19 protein-coding genes and 1 pseudogene are annotated in these 16,600 nt (G+C 64.2%); 10 read left to right on the plus strand and 10 right to left on the minus strand.

Features of this window, described 5'->3' with window-relative positions:
* Positions 1-69: 69 nt before the first annotated feature.
* Positions 70-1,143, minus strand: coding sequence for an aminopeptidase (locus CAG22_RS19800; RefSeq protein WP_085706001.1), 1,074 nt, complete (start codon positions 1,141-1,143; stop codon positions 70-72).
* Between the two features lie 85 nt (positions 1,144-1,228).
* Here CAG22_RS19800 and CAG22_RS19805 point away from each other — a divergent pair, with 85 nt between their 5' ends.
* Together CAG22_RS19805 and CAG22_RS19810 are read left to right on the plus strand one after the other, a co-directional pair.
* Positions 1,229-1,642, plus strand: a complete 414-nt coding sequence (locus CAG22_RS19805) for a hypothetical protein (protein ID WP_015268455.1) — start codon at positions 1,229-1,231, stop codon at positions 1,640-1,642.
* Between the two features lie 55 nt (positions 1,643-1,697).
* Positions 1,698-2,111, plus strand: coding sequence for a hypothetical protein (locus CAG22_RS19810; RefSeq protein WP_013970286.1), 414 nt, complete (start codon positions 1,698-1,700; stop codon positions 2,109-2,111).
* 96 nt (positions 2,112-2,207) lie between these two features.
* Here CAG22_RS19810 and CAG22_RS19815 read toward each other — a convergent pair whose 3' ends face one another.
* A complete protein-coding gene (locus CAG22_RS19815) occupies positions 2,208-2,441 on the minus strand; it encodes a DUF1161 domain-containing protein (RefSeq protein ID WP_003261043.1) in 234 nt (77 codons plus the stop codon).
* A 73-nt stretch (positions 2,442-2,514) separates the two neighbouring features.
* Positions 2,515-2,940: an OsmC family protein gene (locus tag CAG22_RS19820; RefSeq protein WP_013970285.1), complete on the minus strand. Its 426-nt coding sequence runs from the start codon at positions 2,938-2,940 to the stop codon at positions 2,515-2,517.
* Positions 2,941-3,092: 152 nt separating this feature from the next.
* Between CAG22_RS19820 and CAG22_RS19825 the strand changes: the two genes are divergently transcribed.
* The gene (locus CAG22_RS19825) at positions 3,093-4,097 is read left to right on the plus strand and encodes an LLM class flavin-dependent oxidoreductase (RefSeq protein ID WP_085588901.1); all 1,005 of its coding nucleotides are present in this window, start codon (positions 3,093-3,095) and stop codon (positions 4,095-4,097) included.
* Positions 4,098-4,196: 99 nt separating this feature from the next.
* On the opposite strand, the gene CAG22_RS19830 is transcribed toward CAG22_RS19825, so the two are convergent.
* Positions 4,197-4,418 carry a DUF1161 domain-containing protein gene (locus tag CAG22_RS19830; protein ID WP_003261041.1) on the minus strand — a complete coding sequence of 74 codons (222 nt, stop codon included), beginning with the start codon at positions 4,416-4,418 and terminating at the stop codon, positions 4,197-4,199.
* A gap of 101 nt (positions 4,419-4,519) precedes the next feature.
* Positions 4,520-4,735: a dodecin gene (locus CAG22_RS19835; RefSeq protein ID WP_013970282.1), complete on the minus strand. Its 216-nt coding sequence runs from the start codon at positions 4,733-4,735 to the stop codon at positions 4,520-4,522.
* Positions 4,736-4,885: 150 nt separating this feature from the next.
* Between CAG22_RS19835 and CAG22_RS19840 the strand changes: the two genes are divergently transcribed.
* Positions 4,886-5,209: a YqjD family protein gene (locus tag CAG22_RS19840; RefSeq protein ID WP_003261039.1), complete on the plus strand. Its 324-nt coding sequence runs from the start codon at positions 4,886-4,888 to the stop codon at positions 5,207-5,209.
* Here the strand turns inward: CAG22_RS19840 and CAG22_RS19845 are convergent.
* Positions 5,206-6,102, minus strand: a complete 897-nt coding sequence (locus CAG22_RS19845) for a LysR family transcriptional regulator (RefSeq protein WP_085665589.1) — start codon at positions 6,100-6,102, stop codon at positions 5,206-5,208. The genes CAG22_RS19840 and CAG22_RS19845 overlap by 4 nt on opposite strands.
* A 110-nt stretch (positions 6,103-6,212) precedes the next feature.
* Here CAG22_RS19845 and trpB point away from each other — a divergent pair, with 110 nt between their 5' ends.
* Positions 6,213-7,430: a tryptophan synthase subunit beta gene (gene trpB, locus CAG22_RS19850; RefSeq protein ID WP_015268451.1), complete on the plus strand. Its 1,218-nt coding sequence runs from the start codon at positions 6,213-6,215 to the stop codon at positions 7,428-7,430.
* The gene (gene trpA, locus CAG22_RS19855) at positions 7,427-8,236 is read left to right on the plus strand and encodes a tryptophan synthase subunit alpha (protein ID WP_085588898.1); all 810 of its coding nucleotides are present in this window, start codon (positions 7,427-7,429) and stop codon (positions 8,234-8,236) included. The genes trpB and trpA overlap by 4 nt, the downstream gene beginning before the upstream one ends.
* Before the next feature lie 120 nt (positions 8,237-8,356).
* Here the strand turns inward: trpA and CAG22_RS19860 are convergent, their stop codons facing one another.
* Positions 8,357-8,689: a DOPA 4,5-dioxygenase family protein gene (locus CAG22_RS19860; protein WP_013970278.1), complete on the minus strand. Its 333-nt coding sequence runs from the start codon at positions 8,687-8,689 to the stop codon at positions 8,357-8,359.
* 52 nt (positions 8,690-8,741) lie between these two features.
* Here CAG22_RS19860 and CAG22_RS19865 point away from each other — a divergent pair.
* Positions 8,742-9,359, plus strand: a pseudogene (locus CAG22_RS19865) (NAD(P)-dependent oxidoreductase).
* A 131-nt stretch (positions 9,360-9,490) separates the two neighbouring features.
* On the opposite strand, the gene CAG22_RS19870 reads toward CAG22_RS19865, so the two are convergent.
* Positions 9,491-10,390 carry a LysR family transcriptional regulator gene (locus CAG22_RS19870; RefSeq protein WP_085664219.1) on the minus strand — a complete coding sequence of 300 codons (900 nt, stop codon included), beginning with the start codon at positions 10,388-10,390 and terminating at the stop codon, positions 9,491-9,493.
* A gap of 108 nt (positions 10,391-10,498) precedes the next feature.
* On the opposite strand from CAG22_RS19870, the gene betC reads away from it, so the two are divergent.
* The 3 genes from betC to CAG22_RS19890 all read left to right on the plus strand — a co-directional run bounded on the left by betC (position 10,499) and on the right by CAG22_RS19890 (position 14,670).
* Positions 10,499-12,016, plus strand: coding sequence for a choline-sulfatase (betC, locus tag CAG22_RS19875; protein WP_085706002.1), 1,518 nt, complete (start codon positions 10,499-10,501; stop codon positions 12,014-12,016).
* 14 nt (positions 12,017-12,030) lie between these two features.
* The gene (gene choX, locus CAG22_RS19880; protein WP_085706003.1) at positions 12,031-12,960 is read left to right on the plus strand and encodes a choline ABC transporter substrate-binding protein; all 930 of its coding nucleotides are present in this window, start codon (positions 12,031-12,033) and stop codon (positions 12,958-12,960) included.
* Between the two features lie 144 nt (positions 12,961-13,104).
* Positions 13,105-14,670, plus strand: coding sequence for a SulP family inorganic anion transporter (locus tag CAG22_RS19890; protein ID WP_085706004.1), 1,566 nt, complete (start codon positions 13,105-13,107; stop codon positions 14,668-14,670).
* Between the two features lie 138 nt (positions 14,671-14,808).
* Here CAG22_RS19890 and aroE read toward each other — a convergent pair whose 3' ends face one another.
* Complete coding sequence (gene aroE / locus CAG22_RS19895) at positions 14,809-15,633, minus strand: shikimate dehydrogenase (protein ID WP_085706005.1); 825 nt, start codon at positions 15,631-15,633, stop codon at positions 14,809-14,811.
* Between the two features lie 25 nt (positions 15,634-15,658).
* Positions 15,659-16,570 carry an oxygen-dependent coproporphyrinogen oxidase gene (hemF, locus tag CAG22_RS19900; RefSeq protein WP_019098072.1) on the minus strand — a complete coding sequence of 304 codons (912 nt, stop codon included), beginning with the start codon at positions 16,568-16,570 and terminating at the stop codon, positions 15,659-15,661.
* Positions 16,571-16,600 lie beyond the last annotated feature (30 nt).

Here is a 16,600-nt window from a genome sequence, read left to right on the forward strand (position 1 = left end):
GCTTGAGGTCAATGCGGTCGAGGTGGGAGCTGGCTTGCCGGCGATGGGCCGCAAGGCGGCCCCAAAATCTCACCGGCTAACCATCAACCGCCGTAACGCCGCCTTCCTCTCATCGATCGGCAACCGCCCCAATTGCTCGACCCGTTGATAAAAACGCTGCCAATCCCCGTCAACCTCACGGAACACCGCCGCAAACGCCGGTACCCACTGGTCATACAGCCCGAACGGCAGCAACTTGGCATTGCTCATCGGCCCATACACCCAGGCGTCATAGCGCTTGTCACCACCCCACTGGGCATCACGCACCTGTCGGTATTCCCGCCTAAGCCGCTCGAACTCCGCCTGCTTGGCCGCCCGCTTCTGCGCATCATCCAGAGGCCCGGCATAAATCGCCTGCAACCGCTCGCGGCTGGCAAGCACCAACCGTACGAATTGCTCACGCTGCTGCCCCTGCTCCCCGCCAGAGGCAGCCAGGCCCCGCGCCACGCGCCATTGCCGCGTGCCTTCCTGCTCGACGAAGGAAGCAAACGACTCGTTGAACTCGGTGTCGTCCTGCACATAGAAGCGCTGGTGGGCCAGCTCATGGAAGATCAGCGTGGCCAGGCGCTCGTCGCTCCAACCCACCATCGACGACAGAATCGGGTCGTCGAACCAGCCCAGGGTCGAATAGGCCTCCACGCCGCCCACGTATACATCCATGCCGTCCTGGCGCATCAACGCCGCCGCCCCACGCGCCGCGCCTTGCTGGTAATAGCCGCGATAGGCCACACACCCTGCGATCGGGAAGCAGTGCGTCACTGGCTGCAACGACAGCTCGGGGGTGGCGAACACATTCCATACCACATAGGGCCGGCCAAGGTCGGCGTACACCCGGTAGCTGCGGTTGTCCGGCAGCTTCAGCTGCTGGCTGGCAAATGCCCGCGCCTGCTTGGCGTGCTCCAGGCGCGCGCGCAATTGCGCTGAAGTGGCCGGGTTGGCCACTACCTGATCCACTGGCTGCCGTGCGCGTAGCAGCTGCCACTGGCCCTCGGCCAAATGCCCATAGTAGGCGGCGCTGCTGCAACCGTTCAGCAGGAGCACCGCCAGCAGGGGAACCAAACGGGTGAAAACAAGGTCGAGTGGCCCAGGGCCTGAGCGCTGCATAAGAATAAGTCGAAGCATCCGGGACTGTCTGACTCGCTCAAGGCCGATTCACTCCAAGACTATCTCGCCAAGGGGGAGTTTCGCCATGCGTGCACTGTTGGTCACCGGCTCACTGTTGCTGATATCCGCCTGTTCGACCTTGCCAGACCCGGACCCGAACCAGGCCTGGATCGACCTCACGCCCTACGACAACACCTCGCTGCACGCCGTGCAGGTAGATGAGCGCGACTGGGCCGACAGCCGTTACTTCGAAGTACAGCCCGGCAGCCACGAGCTGACCGTGCGCTACCAGTTTCCGGTTACCCCCAGCAATATCGGCCCGGTCGAGGAGCCGTTGTGGCGGGATTGCCAGGTCAAGCTGACCTTCAAGGATTTCAGTGCCGGCCAGCGCTACCAGCTGCAGGCTGGCAGCATCGGTTTCCGCCCCTGGATCAAACTCTACGACCATCAGCAAAAACTGGTTGGCCAGGGCTTGCCTGCAGGCTGCCAGCGCACCTGAAACGCACAAACGGCGCTATGCTTGTAGCCTATGAATCGCAAGTGGGAGTCTTGCCATGCGCCAGCCCATGATGCTGATCGCCCTCAGTGCACTGGGGGCTTGCGCCAGCCCCTTGCCGCCCGTCGACCCCAAGCAGGCCTGGGTCGACCTGTACACCATGACTCCCGGCAGGGTGATCATGGCCGACCGCCTCGACGGCAAGCGCCTGGAGGATGGCCGCTACTTCCAGGTGACGCCAGGCAAGCACGAACTGGTAGTGCGCTTCGATTACGAGATATATGGGGGCGGCCTCATGACCCAGCCCAGGGACCGTACCTGCTACCTGACCGTGCGCTTTGACAACTTCAAGGCCGGTGAACGCTATCGCCTGGAGGCACGGGCGCCGGTGATGGAACCGCAGGTGCTGCTGTATGACGGCAGCCGCAAGGTGGTGGTGAACGAGCCTAGCGAGGTGTTTTGCATTCCTTGACCTGGGGGCTGCATGCTCCTACAGGAGATACGCGATCCCTGTAGGAGCGGCCTTGTGTCGCGATAGGGCCGCAAAGCGGCCCCCAAAATCCTGAACCTACCGATCATTCTTCTGATAAATGATCTTCTTGGTCCCACCATCGCAGGTCCCGACGACCATGTTCTGGTCCTTGACCTCGCTGTTGGGCACGATCTCCAGGGTATAGGACGAAACACCCTGGGCCTGGATCTTGGCCTCGATCTCGGCTTTGAGCTCCTCGCACGGCTTGACCGCCGCCAACGCAGATGTGGCGACCAGGGAAGCCAACACGGTGATTGCTACGCGAATCATGAAACGGCTCCTGAAAGGGCAGCGTGCTGCCGACGCTGTTTAGACTACAACAAACCGCCCTCATTGCACTGCTTCAACCCACCAGCGCCGCATCCAGGCTGATCTTCGCGTTCAGCACCTTGGACACCGGGCACCCGGCCTTGGCCTTGTCGGCGATCTGCAAGAACTGCGCTTCACTCGCCCCAGGCACCTTGGCCCTGAGCACCAGATGCACCGCCGTAATGGCAAAGCCATCAGCTTGCTTGTCGAGTGTCACTTCGGCAGCGGTGTCGATCCTGTCCGGGGTGAACCCCGCTTCGCCCAGCATCATCGACAGTGCCATCGAGAAGCAGCCGGCGTGCGCCGCGCCGATCAGCTCCTCCGGGTTGGTCCCGGGCGAGCCCTCGAAACGGGTATTGAAGCCGTAGGGGTTCTGCTTTAGCGCGCCGCTTTCGGTAGAAAGCAGGCCTTTGCCGTCCTTCAGGCCACCTTGCCAGATCGCCGATGCTGTCTTTTTCATGATGCCTCCTGGTCTCGGGTTACATGCTTATGGCTTCAGAGGTCAGCCGCCTACGGCAAGTTCAGAGCAATCGCACGGCAAGCATTGAATCCGTCGAATGTGCCCATACAGAGTTGAAAAGGCCTGTGGCCAAACACCTTTGCGGAGGCTCCATGACGCAGCTGCGTGACCTGAAGATTTCCACCCTCGACCTGGTGCCGGTACGCGCCGACGCCGGCCCGGCGCAGTCGCTGCGCAACTCGCTGGACCTGGCGCAGCACGTCGAGCGCTTTGGCTACAACCGCTTCTGGGTAGCCGAGCACCACAACATGGACGGCATCGCCAGTTCGGCGACTTCGGTGCTGATCGGCTATCTGGCCGGGGGCACCTCGAGCATTCGCGTGGGCTCTGGCGGGGTCATGCTGCCCAACCATGCGCCGCTGGTGATCGCCGAGCAGTTCGGCACCCTGGCCAGCCTGTACCCGGGGCGCATCGACCTGGGGTTGGGCCGCGCGCCAGGTTCCGACCAGATGACCGCCTACGCCCTGCGCCGCGACCGCGCCGGCGGCCCGGATGACTTCCCGGACGATGTCGAGGAACTGTCACGCTACCTTGGCCCGCGTACCGATGATCAAAAAGTGATCGCCGTGCCAGGGCACGACACCGACGTACCGATGTGGCTGCTCGGCTCCAGCCTGTTCAGCGCTCAACTGGCCGGCATGCGCGGCATGCCCTACGCCTTCGCCTCGCACTTTGCGCCGCGCTACATGCACGAGGCGATCCGCGTGTACCGCAACCACTTCAAGCCCTCGACCACATTGGACAAGCCGTATGTGATGCTGGGCATCCCCATGGTGGTGGCGGAAACCGACGAAAAGGCCGAGTACCTGGCCACGTCGGTGTACCAGCGCATCCTTGCGCTGATTCGCGGGCAGAGCCTGATGCAGAAGCCGCCGGTGGAAAGCATGGACGGGCTGTGGCTACCCCATGAACGGGATGCGGTGGGCAGCTTCCTCGGCCTGGCGATGATCGGCAGTCCGCAGAAGGTGCGGGCCAAGGTGGAAGTGCTGCTGGAGCAGACCGGGGCAGATGAACTGATCTTTACCTGTGATTTGTATGAGCATGCGGACCGGATTCGGTCCTATGAACTGATGGCGCAGGCTCTCAAGACCGCGTGATCTTCTTCGCGGGCTTGCCCGCTCCCACAGGGAATGCACAGATGCTGGAACCTGTGGAGTACCTGTGGGAGCGGGCGAGCCCGCGAAGAAGCCAGCACATTAGCCGCGCCGGTACACAATCTCCTTGGTACCAGCCTCGCAGCTGCCAATCACCTTGCCGGCCGGGTCGCCCTTGTCGACGATCTCCAGCTTGTAGCCGGTAACACCCTTGGCATCCAGCTTGGCCGCAATCTCTGCCTTGAGCTCCTCGCACGGCTTGCCCGCCGCCAGCGCACCACCGGCCAGGGTCATCAGGCCCAGCGCCAGAATCAGTTTGTTCATCACTCGCTTTCCTTGTGCAGATGAAATCAGAAAGGGCGCCCGCCAAGGCGCCCCCTCCCTAAATACCCCATCATGCCGGGCTCATCCAGCCCGGCAGTGTTTCAGCTATTGGCGATACGGAAGCCGACCTTCAGCGTGACCTGAAAGTGCGCCGCTTTGTTGTCACGGATATGGCCACGGGTATCTATCACTTCGAACCACTCCAGGTGCTTGATGCTCTTGCCGGCTTCGGCCAGGGCATTGTTGATCGCCTCTTCGATGCTGGTGGTCGAAGACCCCACCAGTTCGATCTTCTTGTAGGTGTGATGATCGGTCATGAGCGCTCTCCTCGGATGATGGTGAGATTGAGCCTAGCAGCGCAGGCCTGGTTTACCTGCGAGCGGTCACCATTGGCGAAAGTTCGATCGCACTTTCCCGCGGGCCCACGGTCGCAATCCTTACAGTCCATACTGCAAAGGAGAGTCAACATGCACCGCAATTCGCTGCGTAGAACGTCCCTGGAAAGCATGGAAGCGGAGATCGAGAGCCTTCTGAAAAGCCTGGAAAACCTCAAGCATGATGCGTCGGAGGAGTCCCAGAAATCGGTGAAGGCAATCCGCAGCAACGCCGAGAGTGCCCTGCGTCATTCGCGCCACCTGTTGAGCGATGCCTACGAGGAAGTGAAGCACCGCACCCGCCAGACCGGCATCGCCACCCGCGACTATGCCCAGGAACACCCGTACACCACCGCCGGCGTCGCCATTGGCGCGCTAGGCCTGCTGGCGGCGTACCTGATGTGCAAACGCAACTAAGCGCCCTGTCGCGCCAGTTCTGCCCTTAGCCACTGCGCCAACTGCTCGGCGCGCCCGTCCGCGGCGCGCCTGGGCACCCACAGCGCCAATGCCGCAGGGGTAGGTGAAAAGCCCCATGGCGCATTCAAACGGCCCGCCCGCAGGTCATCAGCGACCAGCGGCTGCGGCGCAATCGCCACACCCAACCCGGCCACCGCAGCTTCCAGCAGGTAATACAGGTGCTCGAAAGCCTGGCCATAGTGCAGGGTCGCCGGCTCCAACCCCTGTTCCAGCGCCCAGGTCGGCCAAGCCTGCGGACGCGAGGTGGTATGCAGCAAGGCTTCGCCCAGCAAGGCCTTGGCCGGCGCGCCCTGCAAGCGCTCGAAACCGGCGAAATGCGGGCTGAGCACCGGCCCGATGCGCTCCTCGGCCAGCACATGCACCTGCATGTCCGCCGGCCATGGCGGCTCGGCATACACCAGCAGCGCATCCAGCCCTGGCCGCCGCGGGTCCAGATCGCCTTCACCGGCCGACAGGTGCAGGCGCAGCTCAGGCAAATCCGCCTGCAACCGCCCCAACCGCGGGATGAACCAGCGCGCCAGCAGGCTGCCCGAGCAGCCCAGCACAAACGGCGCCTCGCTGACATCGTGGCTGAGCTCGGCGCACACGCTGCGCAGGCGGTCGAAGGCTTCGCTACTGGCATCGCGCAGACGTACGCCGGCATCTGTGAGTTTGATGCCACGCCCGTCCTTCACGAACAGCGCGACGCCCAGGTGCTCTTCAAGTACCTTGATCTGCCGGCTGACGGCGCCATGGGTGACGTGCAGCGCTTCGGCCGCCTGGCTGACGCTGTTGAGCCGTGCGGTAGCCTCGAAGGCCCGCAGGGCGTTTAGGGGAGGGAGGTCGTGGGCCATTTTACCTGTGAGTTTTTCTGACAAGTTTGCGCAATCTTATCGGTTTTCAGCCGGGCTTGCCGTGGTTAGAGTAAAGCCCATCACTCATTCATTACGCCCTGGAGCGCCCCATGACCCAGTCCCAATACCGCCCCGGCCCCGACGCCAACGGCCTGTTCGGCTCGTTCGGCGGCCGCTACGTGGCCGAAACCCTGATGCCACTGGTGCTGGACCTGGCCCGCGAATACGAAGCGGCCAAGGCAGACCCCAAGTTCCTCGAAGAGCTGGCCTACTTCCAGCGCGACTACATCGGCCGCCCCAACCCGCTGTACTTCGCCGAGCGCCTGACCGAGCACTGCGGAGGCGCGAAGATCTTCTTCAAGCGTGAAGAACTCAACCACACCGGCGCGCACAAGGTGAACAACTGCATTGGCCAGGTGCTGCTGGCCAAGCGCATGGGCAAGAAGCGCCTGATCGCCGAAACCGGCGCCGGCATGCACGGCGTGGCCACCGCCACCGTCGCTGCCCGCTTCGGCCTGCCTTGCGTGATCTACATGGGCGCCACCGACATCGAGCGCCAGCAGGCCAACGTGTTCCGCATGAAGCTGCTGGGCGCCGAGATCGTCCCGGTCACCGCCGGCACCGGCACCCTGAAGGACGCCATGAACGAGGCCCTGCGCGACTGGGTCACCAACGTCGAAGACACCTTCTACCTGATCGGCACCGTGGCCGGCCCGCACCCGTACCCGGCCATGGTCCGCGACTTCCAGTCGATCATCGGCAAGGAAACCCGCGCCCAGCTGCAAGAGAAGGAAGGCCGCCTGCCAGACAGTCTGGTTGCCTGCGTCGGTGGCGGCTCCAACGCCATGGGCCTGTTCCATGAGTTCCTCGAAGAGCCAAGCGTGCAGATCATCGGCGTCGAAGCCGGTGGCCATGGCGTGCACACCGACAAACACGCCGCCAGCCTGAACGGCGGGGTACCGGGCGTGCTGCACGGCAACCGCACCTACCTGCTGCAGGACGAAGACGGCCAGATCACCGACGCCCACTCGATTTCCGCCGGCCTGGACTACCCGGGCATCGGCCCGGAGCACGCTTACCTTCACGAAGTGAAGCGTGTCGAGTACGTCAGCATCACCGACGACGAAGCGCTGGATGCGTTCCACGCCACCTGCCGCCTGGAAGGCATCATCCCGGCCCTGGAAAGCTCCCACGCCCTGGCCGAAGCGATCAAGCGCGCACCGAAGCTGCCCAAGGACCACCTGATGGTCGTGTGCCTGTCGGGCCGCGGCGACAAAGACATGCAAACCGTCATGAACCACATGGCCGCCCAGGAGAAACAGGCATGAGCCGTCTTGAACAACGCTTCGCCGAGCTGAAGGCCGAAGGCCGCTCGGCACTGGTCACCTTCGTCACCGCGGGCGACCCGGGCTATGACGCCTCGCTGCAGATCCTCAAGGGCCTGCCGGCAGCCGGTGCCGACGTGATCGAGCTGGGCATGCCGTTCACCGACCCGATGGCCGACGGCGTGGCCATCCAGCTGGCCACCCTGCGTGCCCTGGAAGCCGGCCAGACCCTAGCCAAGACCCTGCAGATGGTTCGCGAATTCCGTGTGGATAACCAGGCCACACCGATCGTACTGATGGGTTACTACAACCCGATCCACCGCTTTGGCGTGGAGAAGTTCGTGGCCGAAGCCAAGCAAGCGGGTGTCGATGGCCTGATCATCGTCGACCTGCCGCCAGAGCACGACGCCGAACTGGCGACCCCGGCCCAGGCAGCGGGTATCGACTTCATCCGCCTGACCACCCCGACCACAGACGACGCGCGCCTGCCGCGCGTGCTGGAGCGCAGCTCCGGGTTCGTCTACTACGTGTCGGTGGCCGGTGTGACCGGCGCCGGCTCGGCGACCACCGAGCACGTGACCGAAGCCATTGCCCGCCTACGTCGGCATACCGATCTGCCGATCAGCGTTGGTTTCGGCATTCGTACGCCGGAGCAGGCTGCGGCCATTGCCCGCCTGTCGGACGGCGTGGTGGTGGGCTCGGCACTGGTCGACAAGATTGCCCAGGCCAAAGATGCCGATCAGGCCGTGAACGATGTATTGAGCCTGTGCTCGGCACTGGCTGAAGGGGTGCGCGGCGCCCGCCGTTAAACCGCGTCGCCTTCATCGCCGGCAAGCCAGCTCCCACAGGTACAGCGCCGCCCTCAGGCCCTGTGATATCCCTGTGGGAGCTGGCTTGCCGGCGATGAGGCCAGTACAGACCATGAAGATCTAGCCCCCAAATATCGACAGATCCAGCGGCCGCACCGCCCCCATCCAGATCGCATGGTCACGGTGGTCCGCCAGTTCATCACCGGTCAGCGGGTGCATGAACACCACCAACCCCTTCCGATACAGCGCCAACCACGGCAGCACCACCCCCACAAACTCCGGCTCGAAGGCCAGCTGGCAGCTCCAGTCCGGGTGCGGCCCCACCGGTTTCTGGTGCATGCGCCCCATGGTCACGGGAAACAGCCGCGCCGCCTCCTCGCACAGTTCACGGGCCTGGTCCATGGTCGCTGCGTCGTAGTAAACGTGGGCGTGGTAACCCTTGATCCTCTGCACGATAACTCCTGATTGCGGTCCAACCATCACCACCTGCAAAGGGAGTGATGCAGTGAAAAACGCCGAAACCCCAGTGTTCAAACTGGTCCTGTTCGGGCCTGAAAGCAGCCTGGGCAACGCCCTGATGGTAGAGCTGCTGTCGCGCCAGCACGAAGTCACCGCCGTGGTCGACGACCTCAACCGCCACGCGCCGCGCCCCGGCCTGCATTTCAAGATAGGCGGGCTGGGCGATGCCGACCAGGCGGAGCAGGGCGCGGCAGGCGGGTCGGCAGTAATTGCCCTGTTGTCGACGCTGGCGCCGGGCGATCTGCCCGGGCAAGCCCGCATGAGCGAGGCGCTGGTGGCGGGGCTGAAGCGTACGACTATACGCCGGCTGCTGCTGGTGGGCGATTTCGATGTGCTGGATTAGCCGGGCAAGTACAGCGAGGCGGAGCGGGAGTGTGTGGACCAGGTGGTGGACGGGTTACAGCGCAGTGCGTTGCACTGGACGCTGATCAATGCCCCGCAGGAACTGGCCGGGTTGGGGATGGAGCATTTTCGCAGCACCGAAGGTACGCTGGAGCCGGGGTTGGCCGAGCCGTTGCGGCACCTGGCCAGGGTCGCGGCAGGGATGGTGGATATGCTGGAGCTGGATTTGCACCGGGGCGAGCATCTGAACTTCGTGGTCTAGATTGCCGGGGCTGCTGTGCAGCCCATCGCCGGCAAGCCAGCTCCCACAGGGACGGCGCCATGCCCCAGGCTTGTACAGCACCTGTGGGAGCTGGCTTGCCGGCGATGGGCCGCAAAGCGGCCCCGGGGATGTCACAGGCTGCGCTCGCGCTCCAGCCAATCCACAAACCGCTCGATCAACGCCCCACGCCGCTTGCGTGGTGGCAGCACCGCGTAATACCCGCGCGCCGAGCGCAAACTCCCCTCCAACGGCCGGCATAGCAACCCTTGCTCCACCAGCCCATCCACCAGGTGCCCCCAGCCAATCGCCACCCCTTGCCCGGCAATCGCCGCCTGGATCAGCAACGTATAGTTATCAAACCGCAACTGCCCGGCCGGCGGCGGGCTGGCCACGCCAAACCCGCGAAACACCCCCGCCCAGTCAAACCAACGGCTAGCCTGCTCGCCCTTCAAGTGCAGCAAGGGCAATCGTTGCAAAGCCACGGCTGACAAGGGTTTGCCATGAATCAGCCGGGGGCTGCACACAGGGAAAACCTCCTCATCGAACAGCCAGCGGCTCTCGCCCTGGTGAAAACGCCCGTCGCCAAACAGCACCGCCACATCGATGTCCGGTCGCAACATGCCCTGGCTGCGCTCACCGGTCACCAGGCTCACGTCCACCTGTGGATAAGCCTCGTGAAAACGCTGCAGCCGTGGCATCAGCCAGAACGCCGCAAAGGCGAAGTCGGTAGCCACCTGCAGCACTTCGCGCTGGCCGCGCCCACTGGCCTGGGCGATGCCGTCCTCCATGGCCTGCAGGCCCTGATGCACCTGTTCGAACAGCACCTGGCCAGCCTCGGTCAGCTCGATACCCCGGTAAATGCGGTCGAACAGGCGCGTGCCCAACTGTGCCTCCAGCCGTTTTACTTGCTGGCTCACCGCTGGCTGCGTGGTACCCAGCTCCAGCGCCGCGGCGGTAAAGCCGCGCAACCGTGCGGCGGCCTCGAACACGCGCAAGGTATCCAGCGACAGCTCGGCAAGGTGGTCAAACATAAGCGTGGCTAATCCCAGTCATTGCCCACCGTGGGCTTTACCCATGTTATCCACAGTCGCATCTTGATAGGCAAGCGGTTCGCATAACCCTCAAAGATGGAAGCCACCATGACGCGCCCGAATATCCTGTTCATCATGGCCGACCAGATGGCCGCGCCCTTGCTGCCGATCTACGCCTCTTCGCCGATCCAGATGCCGCACCTGAGCCGCCTTGCCGAACAGGCGGTGGTGTTCGACTCGGCTTACTGCAACAGCCCGTTGTGCGCGCCGTCGCGCTTCACCCTGGTCAGCGGCCAGTTGCCCAGTCGCATCGGCGCCTACGACAACGCCGCCGACTTCCCCGCCGATGTGCCGACCTACGCCCACTATCTGCGCCGCCTTGGCTACCGCACCGCGCTGTCGGGCAAGATGCACTTCTGCGGCCCGGACCAGCTGCATGGCTACGAAGAACGCCTGACCAGCGATATCTACCCGGCCGACTACGGCTGGGCAGTGAACTGGGATGAACCGGACGTGCGCCCGAGCTGGTATCACAACATGTCCTCGGTACTGCAGGCCGGCCCGTGCGTGCGCACCAACCAGCTGGATTTCGACGAGGAGGTGGTGTTCAAGGCGCGCCAATACCTGTACGACCATGTGCGCGAAAACGATGGCCGACCGTTCTGCCTGACCGTGTCGATGACCCACCCGCACGACCCCTACACCATCCCCCGGCGCTATTGGGATCGCTACGAGGGTGTGGATATCCCCATGCCCCGCGCCGAATTCGACCAGGCAGAACTCGACCCGCACTCGCAGCGCCTGCTGAAGGTCTACGACTTGTGGAACAAGCCGCTGCCTGTGGACAAGATCCGTGACGCCCGCCGTGCCTACTTCGGCGCCTGCAGCTACATCGATGACAACATCGGCCTGCTGCTGCAGACCCTGGAGGAATGCAACCTGGCCGACGACACCCTGATCGTGTTCTCCGGCGACCACGGCGACATGCTTGGCGAGCGTGGCCTCTGGTACAAGATGCACTGGTTCGAGATGTCGGCGCGGGTGCCGCTGCTGGTGCACGCGCCGAAGCACTTCGCGCCAGCCAGGGTCAGCGCCTCGGTGTCCACCTGCGACCTGCTGCCGACCCTGGTCGAGCTGGCCGGAGGTGCTGTGGATAACCACCTGCACCTGGATGGCCGCTCGCTGGTCGGCCACCTGCAAGGGCAGGGCGGCCATGACGAAGTGATCGGCGAATACATGGCCGAAGGCACCGTCGGCCCGCTGATGATGATCCGCCGCGGGCCGTACAAGTTCGTGTACAGCGAAGACGACCCATGCCTACTCTATGACCTGAGCCGCGACCCGCACGAGCGGGAGAACCTCACCGGCAGCCCGGAACACCAGGCGCTGCTGCAGGCATTTGTCGATGAAGCACAACAACGTTGGGATATCCCCAGCCTGCGCCAGCAGGTTCTTGCCAGCCAGCGGCGCCGCCGCCTGGTGGCCGAGGCGCTGGCCATCGGCAAGCTGAAAAGCTGGGACCACCAACCGCTGGTGGATGCCAGCCAACAGTACATGCGCAACCACATCGATCTCGACGACCTCGAGCGCAAGGCACGTTATCCACAGCCCGCCCCCCTGGATTGAGAAAAGAGGCCGCCATGCACAAGTTCTCCGCCGCCGTGTTCGCCCTGGCCCTGAGCCTGGGTACCGCCACGGCCCACGCCGCCGACAGCGACGCGCAATGCACCACCGTGAAGATGGCCGACCCCGGCTGGAGCGACATCGCCACGACCAACGCCTTGGCCCGCCTGCTTCTGGAAAGCCTGGGTTACCAGGTGAAAATCGACAGCCTGGCCGTGCCGATCATCTACGGCGGCCTCAAGGATGGCCGCGTCGATGCCTTCCTCGGCAACTGGATGCCGGCACAGCAGGGCTTTCATGACAAGTTCATCGCCAACGGCGATGTGCAGCAGCTTTCACGCAACCTGGAAGGAACCGAGTTCACCCTGGCAGTGCCCGACTATGTGTGGAATGCCGGGGTGAAGGATTTCGCCGACTTGCAGAAACACGCCGACCAGTTCGACAAGAAGCTGTACGGGATCGGTTCCGGGGCACCGGCCAACCTGTCGTTGAAGGAAATCATCGACAAGAATGAATTCAACCTCGGCCAGTGGAAGCTGGTGGAGTCCAGCGAGCAGGCGATGCTGGCGCAGGTCGACCGAGCGATGAAGAAACAGCAGTTCATCACTTTCCTCGGCTGGACCCCGCACCCGATGAACGTGAAGCTGAAGATGCATTACCTGACCGGCGGGGAGAAGTGGTTTGGCAGCAAGGGCGAGGTGTATACCCTGACCCGCAAGGGTTATCCACAAGCCTGCCCGAATGCGGCCAAGCTGCTGGGTAACCTGAAGTTCACGCTGGACATGGAAAACACCATCATGGCCGAAGTTGTGGACAAGAAGATGAGCTTCGATGATGCGGCCAAGGCTTGGCTGAAGGCGCACCCCGAGTTGCTGGAAGGGTGGTTGGCCGGGGTGACGACCAAGGCCGATGGCAATGCGCTGGAGGCCGTCAAAGCCAAACTGTAACCTCACAAGCAAAACCTCTATCCCTGTGGGAGCGGGCATGCCCGCGAACACCGGCGAAGCCGGTGCCATCCACCGCGGCGGCTTCTTCGCGGGCGCGCCCGCTCCCACAGGGATTGGCGAAACAGTAAGGAATGTGGATAACCCATGCATCGCCTCACTCACCTGCTGCCCTTCCTCTCCTGGCTCCCCCGCCAATCGGGCCGCAGCCTGCGCCAGGACCTTCTGGTGGGCCTGAGCGGTGCAATCCTCGCCCTGCCGCAATCCATCGCCTATGCCCTGATCGCCGGCCTGCCGGCCGAGTACGGGCTGTACGCCGCCATCGTGCCAGTGCTGATCGCCTGCCTGTGGGGCTCGTCCTGGCACCTGATCTGCGGACCGACTGCTGCCATCTCTATCGTCCTCTACGCCAGCATCAGCCCGCTGGCCGTGGCCGGCAGCGCCGACTATGTCACCTTGGTGCTGCTGCTGACCTTCGTCGGCGGCATCTTCCAGTTGCTGCTGGGCCTTTTGCGCTTCGGCGCACTGGTCAATTTCGTCTCCCACTCCGTGGTGCTCGGCTTCACCCTGGGCGCCGCTGTCGTCATTGCCCTGGGCCAGCTGCCCAACCTGCTGGGCATGGACCTGCCAAGCCAGGCTACGGCGTTGAAGACCGTGCAGGACCTGGCCAGCCATGCCGGCGAGGTCGACCTGCCGTCCTTGATTCTGGGCCTGGCCACAGTGGTGATCGGCGTGGCCTTCAAGCTCTGGCGCCCACGCTGGCCCAGCCTGTTGATAAGCCTGATTTTGGTAAGCCTGCTGGCCTGGCTGCTGCCCGGGTTCTTTGGCCATGTGCCGCGTGTGCCGGCATTCACCGGCCAGCTGCCACCCTTCAGCCCACTGCCCTTGCTGGATGTGGAACTGATCCTGCGCCTGCTACCCAGCGCCGTGGCAGTGGGCATGCTCGGGCTGGTCACCAGCCTGTCGATCGCCCGCTCGTTGTCGGCACGTTCGGAGCAGTTGATCGACGCAGACCAGGAAATACGCGCACAGGGCCTGTCGAACATCGTCGGTGCGTTTTTCTCTGGCTACCTGTCTTCCGGCTCCTTCACCCGCTCCGGGCTGAGCTACGACGCCGGCGCCCGCTCGCCCATGGCCGGGGTATTCTCGGCGCTGTGGGTGGCTGTGTTCGCCGTTGCCGGGGCCGGTCTGATCGCGCACCTGCCGATTCCGGCCATGGCCGGCAGCATCCTGCTGATCTGCTGGGGGTTGGTGGACCACCGGGGGATTCGTGCGCTGTTCCGGGTCAGCCGCTCGGAGTTTCTGGTAATGGCGCTGACGGCGGCAGCGACCTTGTTGCTGGAGCTGCAGACGGCGATCTATGCCGGAGTGCTGGCGTCGCTGTTCTTCTATCTGAAGCGCACTTCACGGCCACGGGTACAGCAGAGCCGCGAAGGGGAGGCGGACGTGCTGCGGGTGGGCGGGTCGATCTTCTTTGGTGCGGCGCATTACCTGCAGGTGCGCTTGCAGCGCTGCCAGGGGCCGCATGTGGTGATCGATGCGCGGCAGGTGAACTTCATCGATTACTCGGGTGTGGATATGTTGCACCGCGAGGCGCGGCGGTTGCGGCGGGCGGGGGGGAGTCTGACCCTGCACCGGGCCAGGCCGCAGGTGATCGAGGAATTGCAGAAGCTGGAAGGGGTGGAGTTGTGCCCGATCCGGTTTGAGGAGTGAGGCTGAGATATTGGGGCTGCTTTGCAGCCCATCGCAGGCAAGCCAGCTCCTACAGGGACAGCGCCGGCCTCAGGCCTTGTGATATCCCTGTGGGAGCTGGCTTGCCTGCGATGGGCCGCAAAGCGGCCCCCAACAATCTCAGCCCCGAGCCAGCTGCCGGCGCAACTCAGCCAACACTGGCGCCGTATCCGGCCGCACCCCACGCCAGATAAAGAACGCCTCAGCCGCCTGCTCAGCCAGCATCCCCAGCCCATCCAGCACCTTGGCCGCCCCCAGCTTCTCTGCCCACTGGCAAAACGGCGTAGGCTCCTTGCCATACATCATGTCGTAGCAAACCGTGCGCCCCGCCTCGACCAGGCTGTCGGCAATCGGCGGCAACTCACCGGCCAGGCTCGCCGAAGTGGCATTGATGATCACATCCACCGGCTCCTGCAACCAGGCAAACCCGCTGGCCACCACCGGCCCCAGTTCATCGAACTCACGCGCCAGCTGCTCGGCCTTTTCCACGGTCCGGTTGGCAATCACCAGCGACTGCGGCTTGTGCGCCAGGATCGGCTCCAGCACGCCACGTACCGCGCCACCAGCACCCAGGATCAGAATGCGTTTGCCCGCCAGCTCGACCCCGGCATTCACCGTCAGGTCGCGCACCAGGCCAGCGCCATCGGTGTTGTCGCCCTGCAGGCTGCCATCGGCCAGCTTGCTCAGCGTGTTCACCGCGCCAGCGCGCCGGGCACGCGGGGTCAGGCTGTCGCACAGGCGGAAGGCCTCTTCCTTGAACGGCACGGTGACGTTGCCACCGCGGCCTTGCTTGAAGAAGCCGCGCGCGCAGTCACTGAACTCGTCCAGCGGCGCCAGCAGGGTGGCGTATTCCAGGTCCTGGCCGGTCTGTTCGGCGAACAGGCGATGGATCAGCGGCGACTTGCTGTGGCCGATGGGGTTACCAAAAACGACGTACTGGTCCATGACGGCTCCTTGATTATCCACAGGCTTACTGGCCGAGCCAGTCGCGGTCCTGCAGGAAGTACTCGGTCAGGCGCGCTTCTTCACTGCCGGGCGCGGCCTTCCAGTCATAGCCCCAGCGCACCTGCGGCGGCAACGACATGAGGATGGACTCGGTGCGGCCACCGGACTGCAGGCCGAACAGGGTGCCACGGTCGTAGACCAGGTTGAACTCCACGTAGCGGCCACGGCGGTATTCCTGGAACTCGCGCTGCTGCGGGGTGTAAGGGGTGTCCTTGCGGCGCTGGATGATCGGCAGGTAGGCGTTGACGTAGGCGTCGCCGATGGCGCGGATGAAGGCGAAGCAGGTGTCGAAGTCCCACTCGTTCAAGTCATCGAAGAACAGGCCGCCGATGCCACGTGGCTCGCCACGGTGCTTGAGGTGGAAGTAACGGTCGCACCAAGCCTTGTAGCGCGGGTACACGTCGGCGCCGAACGGCGCGCAGGCCTGCTCGGCCACACGGTGCCAGTGGATGCAGTCTTCTTCATTGCCGTAGTACGGTGTCAGGTCGAAGCCGCCGCCGAACCACCAGACAGCCTCTTCACCTTCCTTTTCGGCGATGAAGAAGCGCACGTTGGCGTGGGAAGTGGGCACATGCGGGTTGTGCGGGTGGATCACCAGCGACACGCCCAGGGCCTCGAAGCCACGGCCCGCCAGCTCGGGGCGGTGGGCACTGGCCGACGGCGGCAGACCGGCGCCGAACACGTGGGAAAAGTTGACCCCGCCTTTCTCGATCACCTTGCCATCGCCGATCACCCGCGTGCGGCCCCCGCCACCGGCTTCGCGCACCCAGGCGTCCTCGACGAAGCGGGCGCCGCCGTCTTCAGCTTCGAGGGCAGAGCAGATGCGGTCTTGCAGGTCGAGCAGGTAGGCTTTCACGGCCTCGGTGCGGCTAGTCATCGGGTCACCAGGAACGGGCAGGGAAGAATT

Origin of the sequence: Pseudomonas sp. B8(2017), from assembly GCF_002113575.1 — a bacterium.
GTDB classification, from domain to species: Bacteria; Pseudomonadota; Gammaproteobacteria; order Pseudomonadales; family Pseudomonadaceae; genus Aquipseudomonas; species Aquipseudomonas putida_Z.